This window comes from uncultured Methanobrevibacter sp. (assembly GCF_902801725.1).
Classification (GTDB): Archaea; Methanobacteriota; Methanobacteria; order Methanobacteriales; family Methanobacteriaceae; genus Methanocatella.
Genome location: NZ_CADCJB010000004.1, coordinates 62,080 through 79,814 on the forward strand (window position 1 = coordinate 62,080; position 17,735 = coordinate 79,814).

A 17,735-nucleotide genomic window follows, 5' to 3' on the forward strand; every position below is an offset into this window, starting at 1 on the left:
ACCATGAGCAAAGAACTTACATACTTCAAGGGAACTCATAGAGTAATTGCGCCCAAAAAAACCATTGAAAATACTGAAGACAAGTTAAAGACAGCTGGAATCACCCGTATTGCAGACATTACTGATTTGGATAGAATCGGACTTCCAATATATACTGCCATCCGACCCACAGCAGAAGACGGGGCAGTCAGCATTTATGGAGGAAAAGGAATTTCAAAAGACCATGCAAAAGCATCAGCAATGATGGAAGGATTTGAAAGATATTCCGCTGAAATGCAAGAAAGCGACAATACCACAATAGCCAATTTAGATGAAATAAGCAAAAAGGGCAATTATATTGATCCAAAATTCCTAAATTTAGGTCAAAAATTAGAAAAGCAAGATTTAAGTGAATTGAATTTGGAGTGGAATCTGGCGAAAGACATAATTTCCGGTGACGAGTATTATGTTCCATCAAATGCAGTTTATCACCCATATACCCATGACAATTCTATCGATGGACTGTTCAAATCAAATACCAACGGCCTGGCATCAGGAAATGTTCTTGAAGAAGCAATTCTGCATGGTATGTTTGAAGTAATTGAAAGAGATGCATGGAGCATCTTTGAGTTAACCCATAAAAATTATGCTCAAATTGATTTGGACACTATTGAAAGCGATATCATTAATGATACTGTTGACAAGTTCGAATCTGAAGGCATTAAAATAAAGCTGATGGATTTCACTGCAGACATCAAAGTTCCAACAATAGCTGCCTCAGCAGATGATACAATTCTAAAGGATGCAGGGCTTTTGACTTTGGGAATGGGAACACATCTTGATCCAGAAGTTGCAATCCTAAGAGCATTGACAGAAGTGGCGCAAAGCAGAGCAACTCAAATCAATGGTGCTCGTGAAGACACCGTCAGAGCCGATTTTGCTCGTGAAGCAGGCTATGAGCGAATGAAAAGAATCAACAAATATTATTTCAGAGAAGAAGATGAAAAAATTAGTCTGGCAGATATCGAAAATAAGGCTACAACATCAATAACTGAAGATATTGAAATTGTTAAAGACGAACTGGTATCCAATGACATTGGTAAAATTTTATATACTGATCTGACAAGACCTGAATTAGGTATCAGCGTTGTTCGTGTAATTATTCCAGAAATGGAACTTTATGCACTTGACCAGACCCGCGCAGGCTACAGATTTTTAAAAGTATGATACCATGACAAAAATCATCATTTATACAGGACTATCACTTCCATTCAAGGAAGCAAAAGAGATTTTGGATTCACACGATGACATTGAAGTGATATACAAAAGGCCAATTAAAAGAGGAGAGTTAAATTTAGCATTGAATGAAAATCCAGACATCATTGCCATAATCGACGGCGTTTTTCATCAAAGCTCCGCTGTAGGACATAAAGAAATCTTAAACGTTTTAAGAAAAGGAATTAAAGTTTATGGAGCATCAAGTATGGGTGCTTTGAGAGCATCTGAACTTGACACATTAGGAATGATTGGCATAGGATACTGTTATGAACAATACACCTCTGGCGCGATTGATTCCGATGATGAAGTTGCAGTAATGCTGGACAGTGAAAGTTTAGAAGCACTTTCCGTGCCTTTAATAAATATGAGATATGTTTTTACAAATGCCGTCAGTGAAAATATTATAACCGAAGAAGAAAAAGATGAACTGTTAATCATCGCCAAGAAAACCCATTACCCAAAGAGAAACTACTCTTCAATATTAAGCGAATCCGATTTGGATATTGACAAAAAAGGAAATCTAATAAATTTCATTCGTGAAAGTGATGACATTAAAAAAGAAGATGCAAAATCTTTATTGAAACATCTAAAATCAATTGCATGATATATCATGAATGAAAAAATATTTAGAAATTGAACGGTAAAATAAATTTAAACCAAACAAAGAGTTATTAAAATAAAAATTTTTATTGAAACTACCTTTTAATTAATCATTAAATTCAGATACTAAAAGATAATTTCATTTCCAAAAAATAGTTAAAAGAGATTAATTTTTCATCTCTTTATATTTTTTAAAAACAATGTCTGGAGTTTCAATACTCTGATCAAAAGTTGTGGAAAACTCTTTAATTTCAAACTCCTCATCAACCTTTCTAAGTCCACTTAATGAAATATTACAACCTTCAATCTTAAATCCAACACCATCAGCATCAACACTGATTAAATTGATTTCAATTTCAGAAGCATTATCCAAAGACTGATTGGCATTGACATCATATTTTATATTTAAAAATTTATGAGGTAGTATTTCATTAATTGTCCTTTTAATGACTGAATCAAAAAGCTCTAAAAATTTTTTAGCAGGAGGCAAATTATTAGCCCACCAATATGTAATTACGGAGTTAAGAATAATTTCATGTTCGGCAAAATCATCATAGAATCTTGCACGAACATTAACAACACTATCATCAACTTTAATCAATAATACTGGACTAACCGCCATTTATATCACAATTATTCAACTAATGATTTGATTAAATCACTTGCTCTTACAAGACCCACTAAATCCCCTTCAACACCAATTACAGGAATTTGTTCGATGTTTAAAGATTTCATTTTTTTAGCACAGTCTGTAACTTTAGTTTTTGAGTTAGCTACTTCAACATTACCTACAGCAACATCACCAACAACTTTATCAGTGAATTTCAAATGGTTTTTCTCAATGTATAATACTGAAGTGCTATCCCATGACCATTTGTCTCCTTCGGTACCTACTGTAGAACTGTGTTCACTTCTTTCGGAAATAATTTCAATTTCAGCGATGAAATCAGTTTCAGTTAAAATACCGGACAATTTTGCATCGTCATCTAAAGCCAATACTGATTTTAATCCAAATTGATTCATGGTTTCAAATGCAACGTTTAATGGAGATTTTTCCCAGGTGGTTGGAACAGTGGTAATCATATAATTTTCAACAGCATCATCAACATCAACTTTTGTCAATGCTTTGGATACAAGGTCAAATGAAGTAATAATACCTACCAATTCCCCATCTTCATTTACGACAGGAACTCTTCTCACATTATTATCAATCATTACACGTGCAGCATCAGTTACATCGTCATCAGGACTGACTGTAACTAAATTTCTGCTCATTAACATTGCAATTTGTTCTTCATCAGGATTATTAATTAAATCTGAACGTGTAATTACACCTACTAACATATTAGTGTCTTCTTTTACTACTGGAAGTACTGCTTTCTTTTCTTTTCTCATTAAGTCTAAAACTTTTTCTCTGTTTCCAGGTACAGAAACACTTACAACACTTTTAGACATTGTTCTTTTGACTAACATAAAAACACCTTATAATCATACAAATAAAAGGTAGATATCTAATGCACCACAAGTACTGCGCATTTAGCGGAGTTTACAACTTTATCCGCAACACTACCCATAATAAATCTATCGAAGCCAGATTTACCTGAACTTCCCATAACAATTAAATCAACTTGTTCCTCATTTGCCACTTCTAAAATAACTTTAGCCGGAGAACCTTCCCTAATAACATGATTAATTTTGACATCATCTTCATTTAATTTATCAAAATCCTTAAGGTTTTCCTCGGATCTTTCATTTAAAACTTGATTTAACTGATATATTTCATCATCTAATGGAAGCCCGTTAACAAAATTATTTTCAGTGACGCTTACTGCAACAATTTCAGCTCCACTAACTTTAGCTAAAAATAATGCATGTTTTTGTGCTTTTTTAGCGAATTCTGACCCATCTGTTGGGACCAATATCTTTTTATACATCATTAACATCTCCCTATATAGCATATGAATTATACCATTATACTATATGTTTAATTTTTTATTAATGATATATAATATATTTTTCGATTCACAGCGATTTATCATATTTAAGTATGGATTAGTAGAAAAAGAATTTGACACTATAAATTCAGCAGAACTGCCAACTGAAATTGCAGACTTGCCCACAACATCATTAATTTCACTACCACATACATTTGTTGTAGCCATTTTTAATAATTCTTTTGGATTTAAATAATCATTATAGTAGACAGACATAAGTTTTAAGCTAAATTCCAACTCCCTAAACATATTTGGAGAATTAAGCATCACATTATCAGTTCCGATTAATGGTTTGATACCCAAATTCAACATCCGATTTAATGGAGCCACCCCCACATTTAAAGTGGCATTGGCCCTTGGACAGACCACAACATTTTGATTTGATTTTGAAACTGACAGCAAGTCATCATTTTTAGGATTAGTGAGATGAACCAACTGACTGAAATCAGATTCGACTCCACGACCAATTTCACTTTTATCAAACCTATCCAGAGATTCAAATTGGTTGGATTCAGACTCCGCCACATGAATTGATGAAATTTTATTTTGTTTATTGCATTCTTCAACAATTACTTCCGCAGCTTCATCTGTGATTTCTCCAAAACCGCTTGGCGCAATCCCATCGGCAATCTTTAAAAGTTTTTTGACAGCTATTTTAACCCTTTTCAAATCAGGATCATCACCATAGAAACTATCATCCCTTCCCAGAATGATTGGTTTGATTGGAATGTTCTTGCTGGCTTTTCTTAAAAGTTCAACTCCCTTGATTCCACCTTCCCGATAATCAATGAAATGAGTTGTTCCGCTTTCAACCATCTCCCACATTGTCTCTTTCATGGCAGAAATAATTTCTTCATCTTCCGCATTTGCTAAAGCGACGTGTTTTACCCCATTTGGAGGCTTGACCATTTCACTTAATGACAGAGAATATCCTTCATCCCGAATAATGGAATCACCTATATGCATATGGCCATTGACAAATGACGGGCAGACAACTGCACCATCAACATCAATAATTTTACCTTCAGAAGATTCTTTTCCAATATCTACGATAATGCCATCATCAACGACAATATTTTCTTTTGTTAATGTTAAATCTTGGCCTTTTAAAATGATTCCGTTAGCTATAGTAAACATTAAAGGAAAATCTAATCTTTTTTATTAATAAATTTTTGCCCCTACATTAAATTTATTAAACTGAAAACAGTAATATTAAACTTAACAGAAAACAATGATTTTATATCTTTTTCATAGGAGAAAACCTTATGAACTCTCAGGAAATACGCTATTTTTACAGAAATATTGTAAAGACTGGAAATGTTTACCGAGTTAAACATAACAATAAAGATTATGGAGAGTTTAAAAAATTATCCGACGCACTCTATGAAAGAGATGCCCTATTTTTTTGTAACTTTGATTATGATTTGCTTGTTGAATGCGATTTGGAAAACAAGTATGAAAATATAGACCTTCCACCATTTCCCGAAAAAAGACCTAAAGGAAGAATAAAAGGAACAAAAATAAACAAAAAAGAAAGAGAAGGAGAAATTCTCTTTGACCATAAAGTCAGAGGATTTTATATTAAGAGAATGGACGAAATAATCGGCTATTACGACACCATGACCGAAGCGTTTTACTACAAAAAACTTCTAATGGACAATGACTGGGACAAAAGTGTCCTGAATCATAATGTGAGCGAAAGGATTGATGTAAATATCATTATTGACCAGACAAAAGAATATAAAGTTAAATTAAATTTCTGTCCAAAGTGTAAAAACAGGTTGAAAATTGGTGAAGAGGAATGTCCTTCCTGCGGTATCAACATTAAGGAATATCTGTCCAGCAATTAAATTTTTAAAAAAAAAGAAAAAGGGCAGGTAAATTAAATTACCTACATAACATGGAGAAGAATTATTCTCCTTCAGCATACTCATTTAAAGATTTGACATTGATTTCATTGTTTTGAACAGCTTCAATAGCATTCAAAGCAGCTCTTGCACCTGACAATGTGGTGACATAAGGTATGCCAAGTTCAATGGCCAATCTTCTGATGATATAACCGTCTTTTGCAGACTGTTTTCCTTCTGAAGTGTTAATAATCAAGTCAACTTCATTGTTTAAGATTGCATCCCTAATGTTAGGAGATCCTTGTGAGACTTTTAATACTCTTTCAACATCATCAAGTCCGGTAGCGTCCCCAGTACCTGCAGTAGCCATTATTTTAAATCCTAAATTATTTGCTTTTTCTGCAATTGGCCTGATTTTCTTTTTGTCCAACTCTTTAACACTCATGAATATTGTACCCTCTTGAGGCAATTCCATACCTGCTGAAAGCTGTGATTTATAAAATGCCATTCCGAAGTTTTCATCAATACCTATGCTTTCCCCAGTGGATTTCATTTCAGGACCTAAAACAGTATCGGATTCAGGAAGTTTCAAGAATGGGAATACAGATTCCTTAACAGCCACATGATCTATTTTAATTTCTTTTGTTAAATTGAAGTCTTTTAATTTAGCTCCATGCATAATCCAAGTTGCAACTTTAGCCAATGGCACCCCAATAGCTTTACTTACAAACGGAACGGTTCTACTTGCACGAGGATTGGCTTCAATAATATATACCATTTCCTCATCAAGTTTAACTGCATATTGAATATTCATTAAACCTTTAACATCCAATTCGAGAGCCAATTTTCTTGAATTTTCACGGATAGTATCTAAAATATGCACTGGAATGGTTTGAGGAGGTATTACACAAGCAGAGTCTCCTGAGTGAACACCAGCCTCTTCAATGTGTTCCATGATTCCTGCAATGAATACATCTTCACCATCACATAAAATATCCACATCAAGTTCAATAGCATCCTCCAGGAACTTATCAACCAAAATAGGATGGTCAGGAGATACCTTTACAGCTTCCTTCATATATTCCTCAAGCTCATTAGTATCATAAACAATTTCCATAGCCCTTCCACCAATAACATATGAAGGACGTACCAATACTGGAAATGTGATTTCTTCAGCAATTTCTTTAGCCTCTTCAAAGGAATTAGCTGTTCCGTATGGCGCCTGATGAATATGCAATTTTTCCAGAAGGTCAGCAAACAGTTCCCTGTCTTCTACCCTGTCAATGCTTTCATATGGAGTTCCCAAGATTTTAACTCCAGCATTTGCAAGTGGAACTGCCAGATTAATGGAAGTTTGACCACCAAATTGTACAATGACACCATCTGGTTTTTCCTGTTCAATAACACCCATTACATCTTCAAAAGTCAACGGTTCAAAGAACAGCTTATCTGAAATATCATAATCAGTACTTACGGTTTCAGGGTTGTTGTTGATTAATATTGTTTCGATTCCATCTTCTTTAAGTGCTAAAGATGAATGTACACAACAGTAATCAAATTCAATACCTTGACCAATTCTAATTGGACCTGCACCAAGAATAACAACTTTCTTTTTGGTAGTTGAAACAAGTTCATTTCCAATATCATAACTGCTGTAGTAATAAGGAGTCTTTGCTTCAAACTCAGCAGCACATGTATCAACCATCTTATATGATTGTTTGATGTTGTATCTTGAAAGCAAGTTTCTGATATACTCTTCAGTTTGACCCGCCAAATCAGCTAATCTTTTATTAGAAAATCCTAGCTGTTTTGCTTTTCTTAAGTAATATTCATCATCTAATTTTTCGGCTGTGACATCATTTTCAAAGTTTACGATGTTCCTGATTTTGTATAGGAAGAAATTATCGATTTGGGTAAGTTCCCTGATTTTATCAATGTCCATTCCATCTTTTATTGCGGAATAAATTTGGAAGTAGATTAAGTCAGTCGGATTTGCCAAATCCTCTTCTGTGTATTCAACATATTCAAATCCGTCAAAGCCCATATCAAGAGATCTTAATGCTTTTTGGAATGCTTCTTCAAAGGTTCTTCCAATAGCCATTACCTCTCCAGTTGCCTTCATTTGAACTCCCACTTGACGGCTGATTCCTTTGAATTTGTCAAAAGGCCATCTTGGGATTTTAATTACAACATAATCGATAGCAGGCTCGAAAGAAGCAGGGGTTTCTTTAGTAATGTCATTCTTGATTTCATCCAATGTCATTCCTAAAGCGATTTTGGATGATATTTTTGCAATCGGATAACCTGTTGCTTTTGATGCTAGTGCACTACTTCTTGATACACGTGGATTTACTTCAATAACCTTATATTCATCAGTTTCAGGATTAAGCGCAAATTGGATATTACATCCGCCTCGAATACCCAAAGCCCTTATAATTTTGATAGATGCATCACGCATTTTTTGAATGGTTTCATCACATAAGTTTTGAATAGGTGCAACTACAACACTGTCCCCAGTGTGGATTCCCATAGGGTCTATGTTTTCCATAGTACATACAATAATACATGTATCTTCCTTATCCCTCATAACCTCAAATTCAATTTCTTTCCATCCGAGGACTGATTCGTCAATTAGAACCTGATTAATGAAACTCATATCCAAACCATGATTTGCAATTTCAATTAATTCCTCTTCGTCGTGAGCAATTCCACCACCGGTTCCCCCTAATGTGAATGCCGGCCTGACGATTACAGGATAGCCTATTTCCTTAACAGCTTCAAGAGCTGCATCTACACTTTCAACCGCCTGACATTTAGGAATTTTTTCACCTATTTCATCCATCAGATTTGCAAATAAGTCACGGTCTTCCACATCCTTGATTGTCTGGACGTCAGAACCTAAAACTTTAATTCCTTCAAGTAATCCCAAATCTCCAAGACCTGTTGCAATATTTAATCCGGTTTGTCCACCCATTGTTGGTAAAATAGCATCAATATCTTCTTCTTTTATAATTTTTGCAACAACTTCCGGAGTTAATGGTTCAGTATAAACTGTATCAGCCATATCAATGTCAGTTTGAATTGTAGCTGGATTACTGTTGACTAAAACAGTTTCAATACCTTCCTCTCTTAATGATTTACATGCTTGTGAACCAGAATAATCGAACTCTGCAGCCTGTCCGATTTGAATAGGTCCAGAACCAATAATTAATACTTTTTTAATATCTTTATCAACTGGCATTTGTAATCCTCACTAAATTTTTAATAATCATCCATCATCTGATTGAACTCATCAAAAATACTTTTTGTATCATTTGGACCAGGACCCGCTTCAGGGTGGTACTGTATACATTTTAAAGGCAGTTCCTTATGAGAAATACCTTCAGGAGTTCCGTCATTCAAATTAATTTGAGCCAATTCCAAATCGGTTTCCTTTAAAGATTCCTTATCAATTGTAAACCCATGGTTTTGGGATGTTATAAATACTTTTCCAGTGCTTAAATCTTTAACAGGTTGATTTTCACCACGATGACCGAATTTCATTTTATATGATCTTGCACCGAAGGATTTGGCAATCAATTGTTGACCCATACATATTCCAAAAATAGGCAGTCTGTTGGATAGTTTCTTCATTGTTTCAATTGTCTCTGATACCCTATCAGGATTTCCAGGTCCGGAAGTAATCATCAAACCGCTTGGAGAGTAATCAAGAACTGTTTTATAATCAGTATCATATGGGAATAATACTACACCAATATCCCTTTCTAAAAATGAGTTGATGATGCTCTTTTTAACTCCACAGTCAATTAAAGCAACTTTCTTGTCTGCATCTTCATTAAACACTTTAATTTCTTTAGTTGAAACCAAAGGCACAACATCTCTTTCTTCAATGCTTGGTTGGGATCTTGCCATTTCAAGCAATTTATCATCATCAACGTCTTCAGTTGTGATTGCTGCTTTAAGTGAACCTCTTTCACGGATTTTCAAGGTTAAATCCCTAGTGTCTATTCCGCTTATTCCCGGAGTTTCAAATTCTTTTAAAAAATCATCCAAAGTTTTTTGAGGTCCGAAATTGGAAACTTCACGACAAACTTCACGACAAACAAAACCTTCAACCTGAATATTATCAGATTGATACCACTTCTCACTTACCCCATGATTTCCCTCTAACGGGTAAGTGGACATTAAAATCTCTCCTTTAAAAGAAGGATCAGTCAAAGATTCAGTGTAACCACCCATACCTGTGGAAAAAACAAGTTCTCCCAATTTGGTGGTTTCATAACCAAACCCTTCACCTTTTAAAATAGTTCCATCTTCCAAAGCTAATTTAGCTATTTTTACCATTACATCACCATTATAAAAAAAATATAATTCTCTATCTTTAATATATATTATTTTACTATATTATAAATTATTGTTTTTGAAAAATTATTCAAAGATTATGAAAAAAACACACCCCGATTTGAATTGTTTTTAATGGTGAAAAACAATGCATAGATTAATATCCGATTAACTACTACATAACACATATTGAATTGAAAGAGAAAAGATTATGGATAGCAAACTTGTAGGCTTAGTTAAAAAGCATTTAAACTCAAAAGATTATTCCAAATTCAAGAAGCTAATCAATGATACAAGAATCTATGATTCTCCCAATTATCTGACCGGCGAGCTTAGACCCTATCAAAAAATGGGTTATTCCTGGTTGGTTCAAAATATCCGGTACGGATTTGGAAGCATCTTAGCCGACGATATGGGTCTTGGAAAAACAATACAGGTTCTATCTGCAATCCTCTATTTTAAAGAAAATGATTATATGGAAGATAAGACAGCACTTATAATTGTTCCTCCAACATTAATATCCAACTGGGAAAATGAAATTAAAAAGTTCTCACCGGATTTAACCTATTTTATCTATCATGGATCCAACAGAACATTCCCCTTGGACACTTATGACATCATATTAACCTCCTACGGTGTTGTCAGGCTTGATTTAGATATGTTTTTAGATCAAAGATGGTTTTTATGTGTAATTGATGAAGCGCAGAATATTAAAAATCCAAATACAGAACAAACAAAAGCCATTAAGAGCGTTGCTGCCAGAAGCAAAATTGCAATGACAGGAACACCTATCGAAAACAAATTGATGGATTACTGGTCGATATTCGATTTTACAAACAAAGGCTACCTGTCTACAAAAGATGATTTCAAAAGACAATACGTAATGCCAATAGAAAAATTGGAAGATGAAGAGACCTTGGACGAACTCAAAACTATTGCAAAACCCTTTGTTTTAAGAAGGCTTAAAACGGATGATGACATCAAAAAAGAATTGCCCGAAAAATTTGTTAATGACATTTACTGCACATTAACCAAAAAGCAGATTAAACTGTATAATGCCATTCTGGAGGAGATATTTTTCGACATTGAAAATTCAAAAGGAATTCAGAGAAAGGGAATTATTCTTAAAATATTAACAGCTCTGAAACAAACCTGTAATCATCCTGCACAATTTTTATCAATCAAAAATCCAAAAATAAGTGAATCCGGGAAAATGGAGCTTTTAGTGAATATTTTAGAAAACATCCTAGACAATGATGAAAAAGTCATAATATTCACACAATACGTTGAAATGGGCAAATTAATCCAACAATTAATTTCTAAAAAGTTTAAGCAGGAAGTACTCTTTTTACACGGCTCACAAACAAGAGAAGAAAAATCAAGAATTATCGATACATTCCAGGAGGATGAAGACCATAAAATTTTTGTTGCAACACTCAAAACCGGAGGAACAGGTTTGAATTTAACTGCTGCCCAAAATGTAATTCATTATGACCTATGGTGGAATCCTGCAGTGGAAAATCAGGCCACAGACAGAGTTCACAGAATTGGTCAGGAAAATGACGTGATGGTTTACAGATTCATCACAAAAGGAACCTTGGAAGAAACTATCGATGCGATAAGCAAGCATAAAACTGATTTAGCCGCCAAATCCATCAGTAACGATGAAACGTTCCTTACCGAGATGAACAACGAAGAGCTGAAAGAAGTATTGAAATTAAGATTATAATCAGAATTTCATACTAAAATTAAGGCTTCTTGATGAATGTGTCAAAGCGCCGATTGAAATGATGTCAACACCTAATTTTGCATATTCCTCAATAGTATCCTCAGTTATGCCTCCAGACACTTCAATCAATGAATTTTGACGAATGTTTAGCTCATTCAACTTATCAATGACTTCACTAACATCATCAGGTGACATATTATCAAGCATCACAATATCAGCACCATTTTTAACGCATTCAATAGCGTCATCAAGTGTTTCAACTTCAATTTCAATCTTTTTAGAAAAGCTGACATTTGCTTTTGCCTTTAGCAATGCTTCAAGAGGAGTTCCGCAGGCCGCAATGTGATTGTCCTTAATCAATACCATGTCATCCAGACTAAACCGATGGGTATCCGCCCCGCCTACACCCAAGGCATATTTATCAAATTTGGCGATCGCAGGTGAAGTTTTACGTGTTCCAGCAACCCTAACATCATAATCCTTAACCAAATTAACATAATGATTAGCTGCACTGGCCACACCACTCATCCTCATAGATAAGTTTAAAACAGTTCTCTCCAAAAGCAAAATTGTCCTTGCATCTCCTGCAACGGACATTAGCAAATCATTTTTAGATATCTCACATCCATCATTTAACCAGAAGTTGACTTTAATACCATATTCTTCAAATACTCCCCTAATTATATCCATTCCTGCCAGAATTCCCTCATCTTTAGAAATTATTTTAGCAGTTATTTCTTTTCCTTTTTCAACAACAGCATCTGAAGTAATATCGCCAAATCCCTCATCTTCGGCCAACATGTATTCTATTATTTTATCCAAAAAATCACCTAAACTTTAATAATTAATTAAAATATATATTTATTCTATAATATAATATAAGTGATTATATATGGAAATAATATTTTTAGGAACCTCTTCAGCAGTCCATTCGAAAGAAAGAAATCAAGTTTCAGTTGCCGTCAAGGCATTCGGAAAGGTGATGCTATTTGATTGTGGAGAAGGAACCCAAAGGCAAATGCTTCACACAAAAGTAAGTCCTATGAAAATATCCAATATATTCATCACGCATTTCCATGGAGACCATATTTTAGGCCTTCCAGGACTAATACAATCTCTGGGACTGCATGGCAGAAAAGAAAAACTGACAATTTACGGACCTAAAGGATTACATAAAGTCAGAGACGCAATATTGAACTTCGGCTATTGTAAATACGAATACCCTCTCGAATTCATTGAGATAGAACCTGGAATCATTGAAGAAACTGATGAATACCTTATCAGATGCCAATCTGTCAGACATAATGTTCCAGCACTTGCATATTCAATTGAAGAAAAGAAAAAGCCAAGATTTTTGCGAGAAAAAGCCATTGAATTAGGAGTTCCCGTTGGCCCTCTTTTCGGCAAATTGCACAATGGAGAAGAAGTCGAAGTTGATGGAAGAATCATAAAGCCAAAACAAGTTCTTGGAGAACCTAGAAAAGGAATCAAACTCACATATTCAGGAGATACGAGACCATGTGAAGAAATGATTGACCTTGCAAAAGACAGTACAGTTCTAATCCATGAATCAACATTTTCAAGGCAAGATGAAGAAAATGCAGAAGAGCATGGGCATTCAACAGCAGCCGATGCTGCATACGTTGCAAAGCAATCAAACTGTAAAGAATTAATATTAACCCACATCAGCACACGTTATAATGGAAAATTTTCTGAAATTATATTAAATGAAGCACAGGAAATTTTTGAAAATACCAAAATCGCTTACGACCTAATGGAAATTGAAGTTAAATGATAATATGAACCTCCCAACAACACTGGACAATAATTTACAAATTTTAGTTTACATAATAATCATTATTGTCTTAACTGCAATCATAACAAAACTTTTTTCATATTTCATGAAAAAAGGGGAACGTGCCGGCCGAGATATGACTGCATCATATCTGATTAAAGACATTATAACCTACACAATATATTTTATTGCATTAATGTTTATTTTGCAATTCTTTGGAATAAACCTTGCAGGAACATTATTGAGTTTAGGTATCGTGGGTATTGCAGTGAGTTTTGCAGCTAAGGACATTATTTCCAATTTATTTTCAGGAATCATATTAATACTTGGCAAAAGCATTAAAGTTGGAGATTCCATTGAAATTGATGGCAAGAAAGGGACTGTCGAGCGTATTTCCCTCAGGTCAACCGTTATCGTTGATGACTTGGGCATAAAGATTAATGTTCCAAACTCCACATTAACAAACAATCCCTATCTCGAATTTAAATCCGATGAACTGCGCAGGGTTGATATTAATGCTGGATTGCCTTTAAATATTGATGTTGAAGAATTTAGAGATTATATTATTAAGAAAATTGTAACTTATGATGAAATAGCTGATACTCCCATGCCTAATGTTTTTGCAAGGGAAACCAGCTTTAAGCAAACCAAAGTCAAAGTATCTTTTTGGATAAAAGAATTTAATACTGAAGACAGACGTAAATTAATAATTGTAAATAAAGATAAATATAAACTGATAATCGCTAACGATATTCGGAAATATATAAATACAATGGGTGAAAAAAATGAGTAATTCCATTCAAGAAGAAATTTTAAAGTTGAAAGAAGAAAAAAATGCCATAATACTGGCGCACAATTATCAGCCAAAAGAAATTCAAGAAATTGCCGATTTTCTGGGCGACTCTTTGGAATTATGTATCAAAGCCTCTGAAATTGATGACAAAGATCTTGTAATCTTTTGTGGTGTGGACTTTATGGCTGAAACTGCATTTATTCTAAATCCTGATAAGAAAATTGTCATTCCAACACTTGAAGCTGAATGTCCAATGGCACATATGTTGCCGGAAGAGGAGTTATTGAAAGCTAAAGAAGAACATCCTGATGCAGGAGTAATACTTTATGTCAACAGTATTGCGGAAGCAAAACAGCATGCCGACACATTATGCACATCTGCAAATGCAGTGAAAGTGACTGAAAGCTTAAAACAGGATAAAATATTGTTCGGACCTGACACCAACTTAGGAAATCATGTTGCCCAAAAAACTGATAAAGAAATCATTCCAGTTCCAAAAGGAGGACACTGTTACGTTCATAAATTATTCCATGTGGAAGATGTTGAACTGAAAAGAGAGCAGCACCCTAATGCAGAAATAATATGCCACCCTGAATGTAATATCGAAGTTCAGGAAGCATGTGACCAGGTAATGTCCACTGGAGGAATGCTAAGGTACATCACCCAAAGTGATAAAGAGGAATTTGTACTCGGAACAGAAATTGACATGATTACAAGAATTAATCTGGAAGTTTCAGGTAAAAAATTATATCCTTTGCTTGAAGGAGCAATCTGTGAAACCATGAAGTTGCACACACTAGAAAAAGTAAGGGATTCCCTTATAAATGAAGCTCCACAGGTTACATTGCCAAAGGACGTTGCTGAAAAATCCTTAAAGGCTGTTCAGCACATGCTTGATGCATCAAAATAGCTAGTTCGCTAGCTTACTTTTTTTATTTTTTAAAATTTTCTAAAAATGAAGTTAATTCATCAATGAAATAATTATAATCAACATCATTTATCTGATTTTTATTGAATTCGAACATTAACAACTCGCAATCATCAATTAAATTCTTCAAAGGAATTGTATCGAATTTCGGCGAATAATATAAATCCTCATAAGGGCTGATGATTAGCGCTTTTGCCTTAACATTTTTCAACTGATTTTCAACATCATACTGAATAATAGCGTCATTTTGAAATTTAAAATCGTAAATGTCAATGAATAACCCATCATCAACATAATCATCCATCAAAACATCGATTTCATCTTTTGACATTGCATCAAAGGTATTTCTGGAAGAATAACTTGAATATAAAAGCCTATTAATGGAAACCATTATTTTTGATAAAGATTCACTGTATAATTCAGAATAATAATTTTCGCTTGAGTCTATGATGCTTTCAATTCCTTTAGCGACAACATAACGATGTCCGGTTGTCCTATATGCACTGCTGTCAACAATGATGAATTTCATATCATCAGGATACTCGCAGGCCCAAGTATACACTTCATATCCTCCCAATCCTCTGCCGGTAATTCCAAGAACTTTATCCATGTTCAATTTTTCCCTAAGAAATTTCCGTTTAAAATTGACTCTATCCAAAAAATTATATTCCGGGAAATTATATCTCAACCCAGTAGTGGAAGGGCTACATGAGTCCGGAACACCAATAGATGATATTGAAATGAAAAAATAATCATTGAAATCAAAAGGATTGCCTTCAGATGTTAACTGTGAAAAGTCAGCAAGCGAAGATGCATTTCCTTCATAGTTATGACAAAAAACAATTGCATTAGTAACGTTGCCATCTTCATCATAGCATGGAGTACCCTTTAAAATATAATCCACAACAACATTTTCAAGAACTTTGCCATTCACAAATTCAAACTTATCAAAAGTGTACTTCCCATACTCCAAAATAAATTCAGGATTATTAATAATAATCCCTCCCCAAATTAACTTCTAATTAATAATTGTCTTTGAAATTTATAAATATATTTACAAGCAATAAACATTAAAGTAAAATATATATAACAATATATTTTATAACATATCCTCCAAAAAGCCCGAAAGGAATACGTTCATTTCTATTTCTTCTCTTGAAATGAAATCATCCAATCTGATTTTTGCAACCTCGCTTTGAAAAGGGTAGATATTATCGGCAAAATACATTTTAATCTTCAATATGCCGTTTCCAACTTCAGTTTCTTCGCTTAAATTTTCATCCAAGAATTTGACCTGACTTTCAGACAATCCAAAAACCTCATATTCAATGAATTTTTTATCATTATCATCACCATAATCAGATATTTTTACATCCATGTTATCCCTCAAAATCATGCATGAACATCAACAACTCATCAGAAATGTTTTCAAGTTCATTAAAACACAGATGTCCCAGTTCCGAATCCATTACAATCAATTCAGAATTTTCAATCATAGCAGACATTGGGATTCCGTCAAGTTCCGGAGGAAAATGAGGGTCCTGCTTACATGAAATAATCAGAACTCTGGAATTTATCTTATCCAAATCATCTTCAACATCATAATTCATGCAGGATTCATTGCAATACTTCACATCATAAATGTCAACATTCAAACTTTCATTTCCAAAGTTTTCAAATTCCGCAGCCAATTCATCATTAGGCATGGCTCTCAATGCTTCTTTAGAAAGACCAAAATTAAATTCTGCCAAATTGGCCAATCTCAATGTTCTGATTAATGAATAAGTCATCTCCCCCTTGTTGTAATCAGGGTCTGACTCGATTATTTCATTTACAAATTTGGAAAGAATGAAATCATGCCCAGCAACTTTATAACTGCTCACACCACATATTATAAAGTCTGCAAAATCAGGATAGTCAATAGCCAACTTCAAACCAACAAAACCACCCATGGAATTACCTATTAAACCTAAAATATGATTAATATTGAATTTTTCAGCCAAAAACTGCTTATGAAAATTGACCACGTCCCCAATTGAATATTTGGGAAATTTATTTTTCAAACCGGTTGATGACGGAGAGCATGACCCCGGTGAACCCAAAGCGGAGGAAGATATGAAAAAGTATTTGCTCTTATCAAAAGGAGCATCACCACCGCTTAACGGAATAATTTTATTCATTGAAGAGAAATTGCCCAAAGATCCATGGCAGTACAAAATTGCATTGCTGATAGCTCCATTTTCATCATATTTCGGAGTTCCAAAAGTCATATACTCCACAGTTACATTATCAAGAGTTTTTCCATTTTCAAATTGAAACGTGCCCATTGTAAAATACTCTTTTTTATCTTCAAAATAATCATCATCGTAAATTTTAATCCCCACCAAATTAAGTTATTTTTTAATTTTAGTATAAAAAACAAATTATTTAAATTAATCTAAACAATGTTAT

Annotated in this window: 17 protein-coding genes; 7 read left to right on the forward strand and 10 right to left on the reverse strand. The window is 34.1% G+C overall.

Annotated elements, in window-relative coordinates; translation table 11 throughout:
• The first annotated feature begins 3 nt into the window (after window positions 1-3).
• Together QZV68_RS01350 and QZV68_RS01355 are read left to right on the forward strand one after the other, a co-directional pair.
• Entirely contained in the window at window positions 4-1,206 is a 1,203-nt protein-coding gene (locus QZV68_RS01350) for a YcaO-related McrA-glycine thioamidation protein (protein ID WP_296877849.1), read from the forward strand.
• 4 nt (window positions 1,207-1,210) lie between these two features.
• The gene (locus tag QZV68_RS01355; protein WP_296877851.1) at window positions 1,211-1,861 is read left to right on the forward strand and encodes a TfuA-related McrA-glycine thioamidation protein; all 651 of its coding nucleotides are present in this window, start codon (window positions 1,211-1,213) and stop codon (window positions 1,859-1,861) included.
• Window positions 1,862-2,023: 162 nt separating this feature from the next.
• On the opposite strand, the gene QZV68_RS01360 is transcribed toward QZV68_RS01355, so the two are convergent.
• The 4 genes from QZV68_RS01360 to QZV68_RS01375 are packed head-to-tail and all read right to left on the reverse strand — an operon-like array spanning window position 2,024 to window position 4,988.
• The gene (locus QZV68_RS01360) at window positions 2,024-2,479 is read right to left on the reverse strand and encodes a hypothetical protein (RefSeq protein ID WP_296877853.1); all 456 of its coding nucleotides are present in this window, start codon (window positions 2,477-2,479) and stop codon (window positions 2,024-2,026) included.
• 11 nt (window positions 2,480-2,490) lie between these two features.
• Window positions 2,491-3,330 (reverse strand): CBS domain-containing protein, encoded by an 840-nt coding sequence (locus tag QZV68_RS01365; protein WP_296877855.1) that lies wholly within the window; start codon window positions 3,328-3,330, stop codon window positions 2,491-2,493.
• A 38-nt stretch (window positions 3,331-3,368) separates the two neighbouring features.
• A complete protein-coding gene (locus QZV68_RS01370) occupies window positions 3,369-3,791 on the reverse strand; it encodes a universal stress protein (protein ID WP_363136787.1) in 423 nt (140 codons plus the stop codon).
• A 42-nt stretch (window positions 3,792-3,833) separates the two neighbouring features.
• On the reverse strand, window positions 3,834-4,988 hold the full coding sequence (locus tag QZV68_RS01375; RefSeq protein WP_296877859.1) for an amidohydrolase family protein: 1,155 nt from the start codon (window positions 4,986-4,988) through the stop codon (window positions 3,834-3,836).
• 128 nt (window positions 4,989-5,116) lie between these two features.
• Between QZV68_RS01375 and QZV68_RS01380 the strand changes: the two genes are divergently transcribed.
• Entirely contained in the window at window positions 5,117-5,701 is a 585-nt protein-coding gene (locus QZV68_RS01380; RefSeq protein WP_296877861.1) for a zinc ribbon domain-containing protein, read from the forward strand.
• A gap of 61 nt (window positions 5,702-5,762) precedes the next feature.
• On the opposite strand, the gene carB is transcribed toward QZV68_RS01380, so the two are convergent.
• Window positions 5,763-8,939, reverse strand: coding sequence for a carbamoyl-phosphate synthase large subunit (carB, locus tag QZV68_RS01385; protein ID WP_296877863.1), 3,177 nt, complete (start codon window positions 8,937-8,939; stop codon window positions 5,763-5,765).
• 20 nt (window positions 8,940-8,959) lie between these two features.
• Window positions 8,960-10,042, reverse strand: a complete 1,083-nt coding sequence (gene carA, locus QZV68_RS01390) for a glutamine-hydrolyzing carbamoyl-phosphate synthase small subunit (RefSeq protein WP_296877865.1) — start codon at window positions 10,040-10,042, stop codon at window positions 8,960-8,962.
• A 208-nt stretch (window positions 10,043-10,250) separates the two neighbouring features.
• Here carA and QZV68_RS01395 point away from each other — a divergent pair, with 208 nt between their 5' ends.
• Window positions 10,251-11,768 carry a DEAD/DEAH box helicase gene (locus QZV68_RS01395; protein ID WP_296877867.1) on the forward strand — a complete coding sequence of 506 codons (1,518 nt, stop codon included), beginning with the start codon at window positions 10,251-10,253 and terminating at the stop codon, window positions 11,766-11,768.
• Here QZV68_RS01395 and nadC read toward each other — a convergent pair whose 3' ends face one another.
• The gene (nadC, locus tag QZV68_RS01400; RefSeq protein WP_296877869.1) at window positions 11,769-12,590 is read right to left on the reverse strand and encodes a carboxylating nicotinate-nucleotide diphosphorylase; all 822 of its coding nucleotides are present in this window, start codon (window positions 12,588-12,590) and stop codon (window positions 11,769-11,771) included.
• 70 nt (window positions 12,591-12,660) lie between these two features.
• On the opposite strand from nadC, the gene rnz reads away from it, so the two are divergent.
• From rnz to nadA, 3 genes are read left to right on the forward strand one after another with little or no spacing between them, the layout of a single operon-like run.
• Window positions 12,661-13,563, forward strand: coding sequence for a ribonuclease Z (gene rnz / locus QZV68_RS01405; RefSeq protein ID WP_296877871.1), 903 nt, complete (start codon window positions 12,661-12,663; stop codon window positions 13,561-13,563).
• A gap of 4 nt (window positions 13,564-13,567) precedes the next feature.
• Window positions 13,568-14,356 (forward strand): mechanosensitive ion channel family protein, encoded by a 789-nt coding sequence (locus QZV68_RS01410; RefSeq protein WP_296877874.1) that lies wholly within the window; start codon window positions 13,568-13,570, stop codon window positions 14,354-14,356.
• Window positions 14,349-15,266 (forward strand): quinolinate synthase NadA, encoded by a 918-nt coding sequence (gene nadA, locus QZV68_RS01415; protein ID WP_296877876.1) that lies wholly within the window; start codon window positions 14,349-14,351, stop codon window positions 15,264-15,266. The genes QZV68_RS01410 and nadA overlap by 8 nt, the downstream gene beginning before the upstream one ends.
• Before the next feature lie 22 nt (window positions 15,267-15,288).
• On the opposite strand, the gene QZV68_RS01420 is transcribed toward nadA, so the two are convergent.
• The 3 genes from QZV68_RS01420 to QZV68_RS01430 form a co-directional block, all read right to left on the reverse strand.
• On the reverse strand, window positions 15,289-16,218 hold the full coding sequence (locus tag QZV68_RS01420) for an alpha/beta fold hydrolase (RefSeq protein ID WP_296877878.1): 930 nt from the start codon (window positions 16,216-16,218) through the stop codon (window positions 15,289-15,291).
• A 165-nt stretch (window positions 16,219-16,383) separates the two neighbouring features.
• Entirely contained in the window at window positions 16,384-16,662 is a 279-nt protein-coding gene (locus tag QZV68_RS01425) for a DUF5750 family protein (protein WP_296877880.1), read from the reverse strand.
• Window position 16,663: 1 nt separating this feature from the next.
• A complete protein-coding gene (locus tag QZV68_RS01430; protein ID WP_296877882.1) occupies window positions 16,664-17,668 on the reverse strand; it encodes an alpha/beta fold hydrolase in 1,005 nt (334 codons plus the stop codon).
• Window positions 17,669-17,735: the final 67 nt, after the last annotated feature.

What these genes read in the sequence shown, in the direction of transcription:
- QZV68_RS01355 (WP_296877851.1), top strand. Translation starts at nt 1,211, where the DNA reads ATGACAAAAATCATCATTTATACAGGACTATCACTTCCATTCAAGGAA.
- QZV68_RS01395 (WP_296877867.1), top strand. Translation starts at nt 10,251, where the DNA reads ATGGATAGCAAACTTGTAGGCTTAGTTAAAAAGCATTTAAACTCAAAA.
- QZV68_RS01365 (WP_296877855.1), bottom strand. Translation starts at nt 3,330, where the DNA reads ATGTTAGTCAAAAGAACAATGTCTAAAAGTGTTGTAAGTGTTTCTGTA.
- carB (WP_296877863.1), bottom strand. Translation starts at nt 8,939, where the DNA reads ATGCCAGTTGATAAAGATATTAAAAAAGTATTAATTATTGGTTCTGGA.
- rnz (WP_296877871.1), top strand. Translation starts at nt 12,661, where the DNA reads ATGGAAATAATATTTTTAGGAACCTCTTCAGCAGTCCATTCGAAAGAA.
- carA (WP_296877865.1), bottom strand. Translation starts at nt 10,042, where the DNA reads ATGGTAAAAATAGCTAAATTAGCTTTGGAAGATGGAACTATTTTAAAA.
- QZV68_RS01360 (WP_296877853.1), bottom strand. Translation starts at nt 2,479, where the DNA reads ATGGCGGTTAGTCCAGTATTATTGATTAAAGTTGATGATAGTGTTGTT.
- QZV68_RS01425 (WP_296877880.1), bottom strand. Translation starts at nt 16,662, where the DNA reads ATGGATGTAAAAATATCTGATTATGGTGATGATAATGATAAAAAATTC.
- QZV68_RS01380 (WP_296877861.1), top strand. Translation starts at nt 5,117, where the DNA reads ATGAACTCTCAGGAAATACGCTATTTTTACAGAAATATTGTAAAGACT.
- QZV68_RS01410 (WP_296877874.1), top strand. Translation starts at nt 13,568, where the DNA reads ATGAACCTCCCAACAACACTGGACAATAATTTACAAATTTTAGTTTAC.
- QZV68_RS01350 (WP_296877849.1), top strand. Translation starts at nt 4, where the DNA reads ATGAGCAAAGAACTTACATACTTCAAGGGAACTCATAGAGTAATTGCG.
- nadA (WP_296877876.1), top strand. Translation starts at nt 14,349, where the DNA reads ATGAGTAATTCCATTCAAGAAGAAATTTTAAAGTTGAAAGAAGAAAAA.
- QZV68_RS01370 (WP_363136787.1), bottom strand. Translation starts at nt 3,791, where the DNA reads ATGTATAAAAAGATATTGGTCCCAACAGATGGGTCAGAATTCGCTAAA.
- QZV68_RS01375 (WP_296877859.1), bottom strand. Translation starts at nt 4,988, where the DNA reads ATGTTTACTATAGCTAACGGAATCATTTTAAAAGGCCAAGATTTAACA.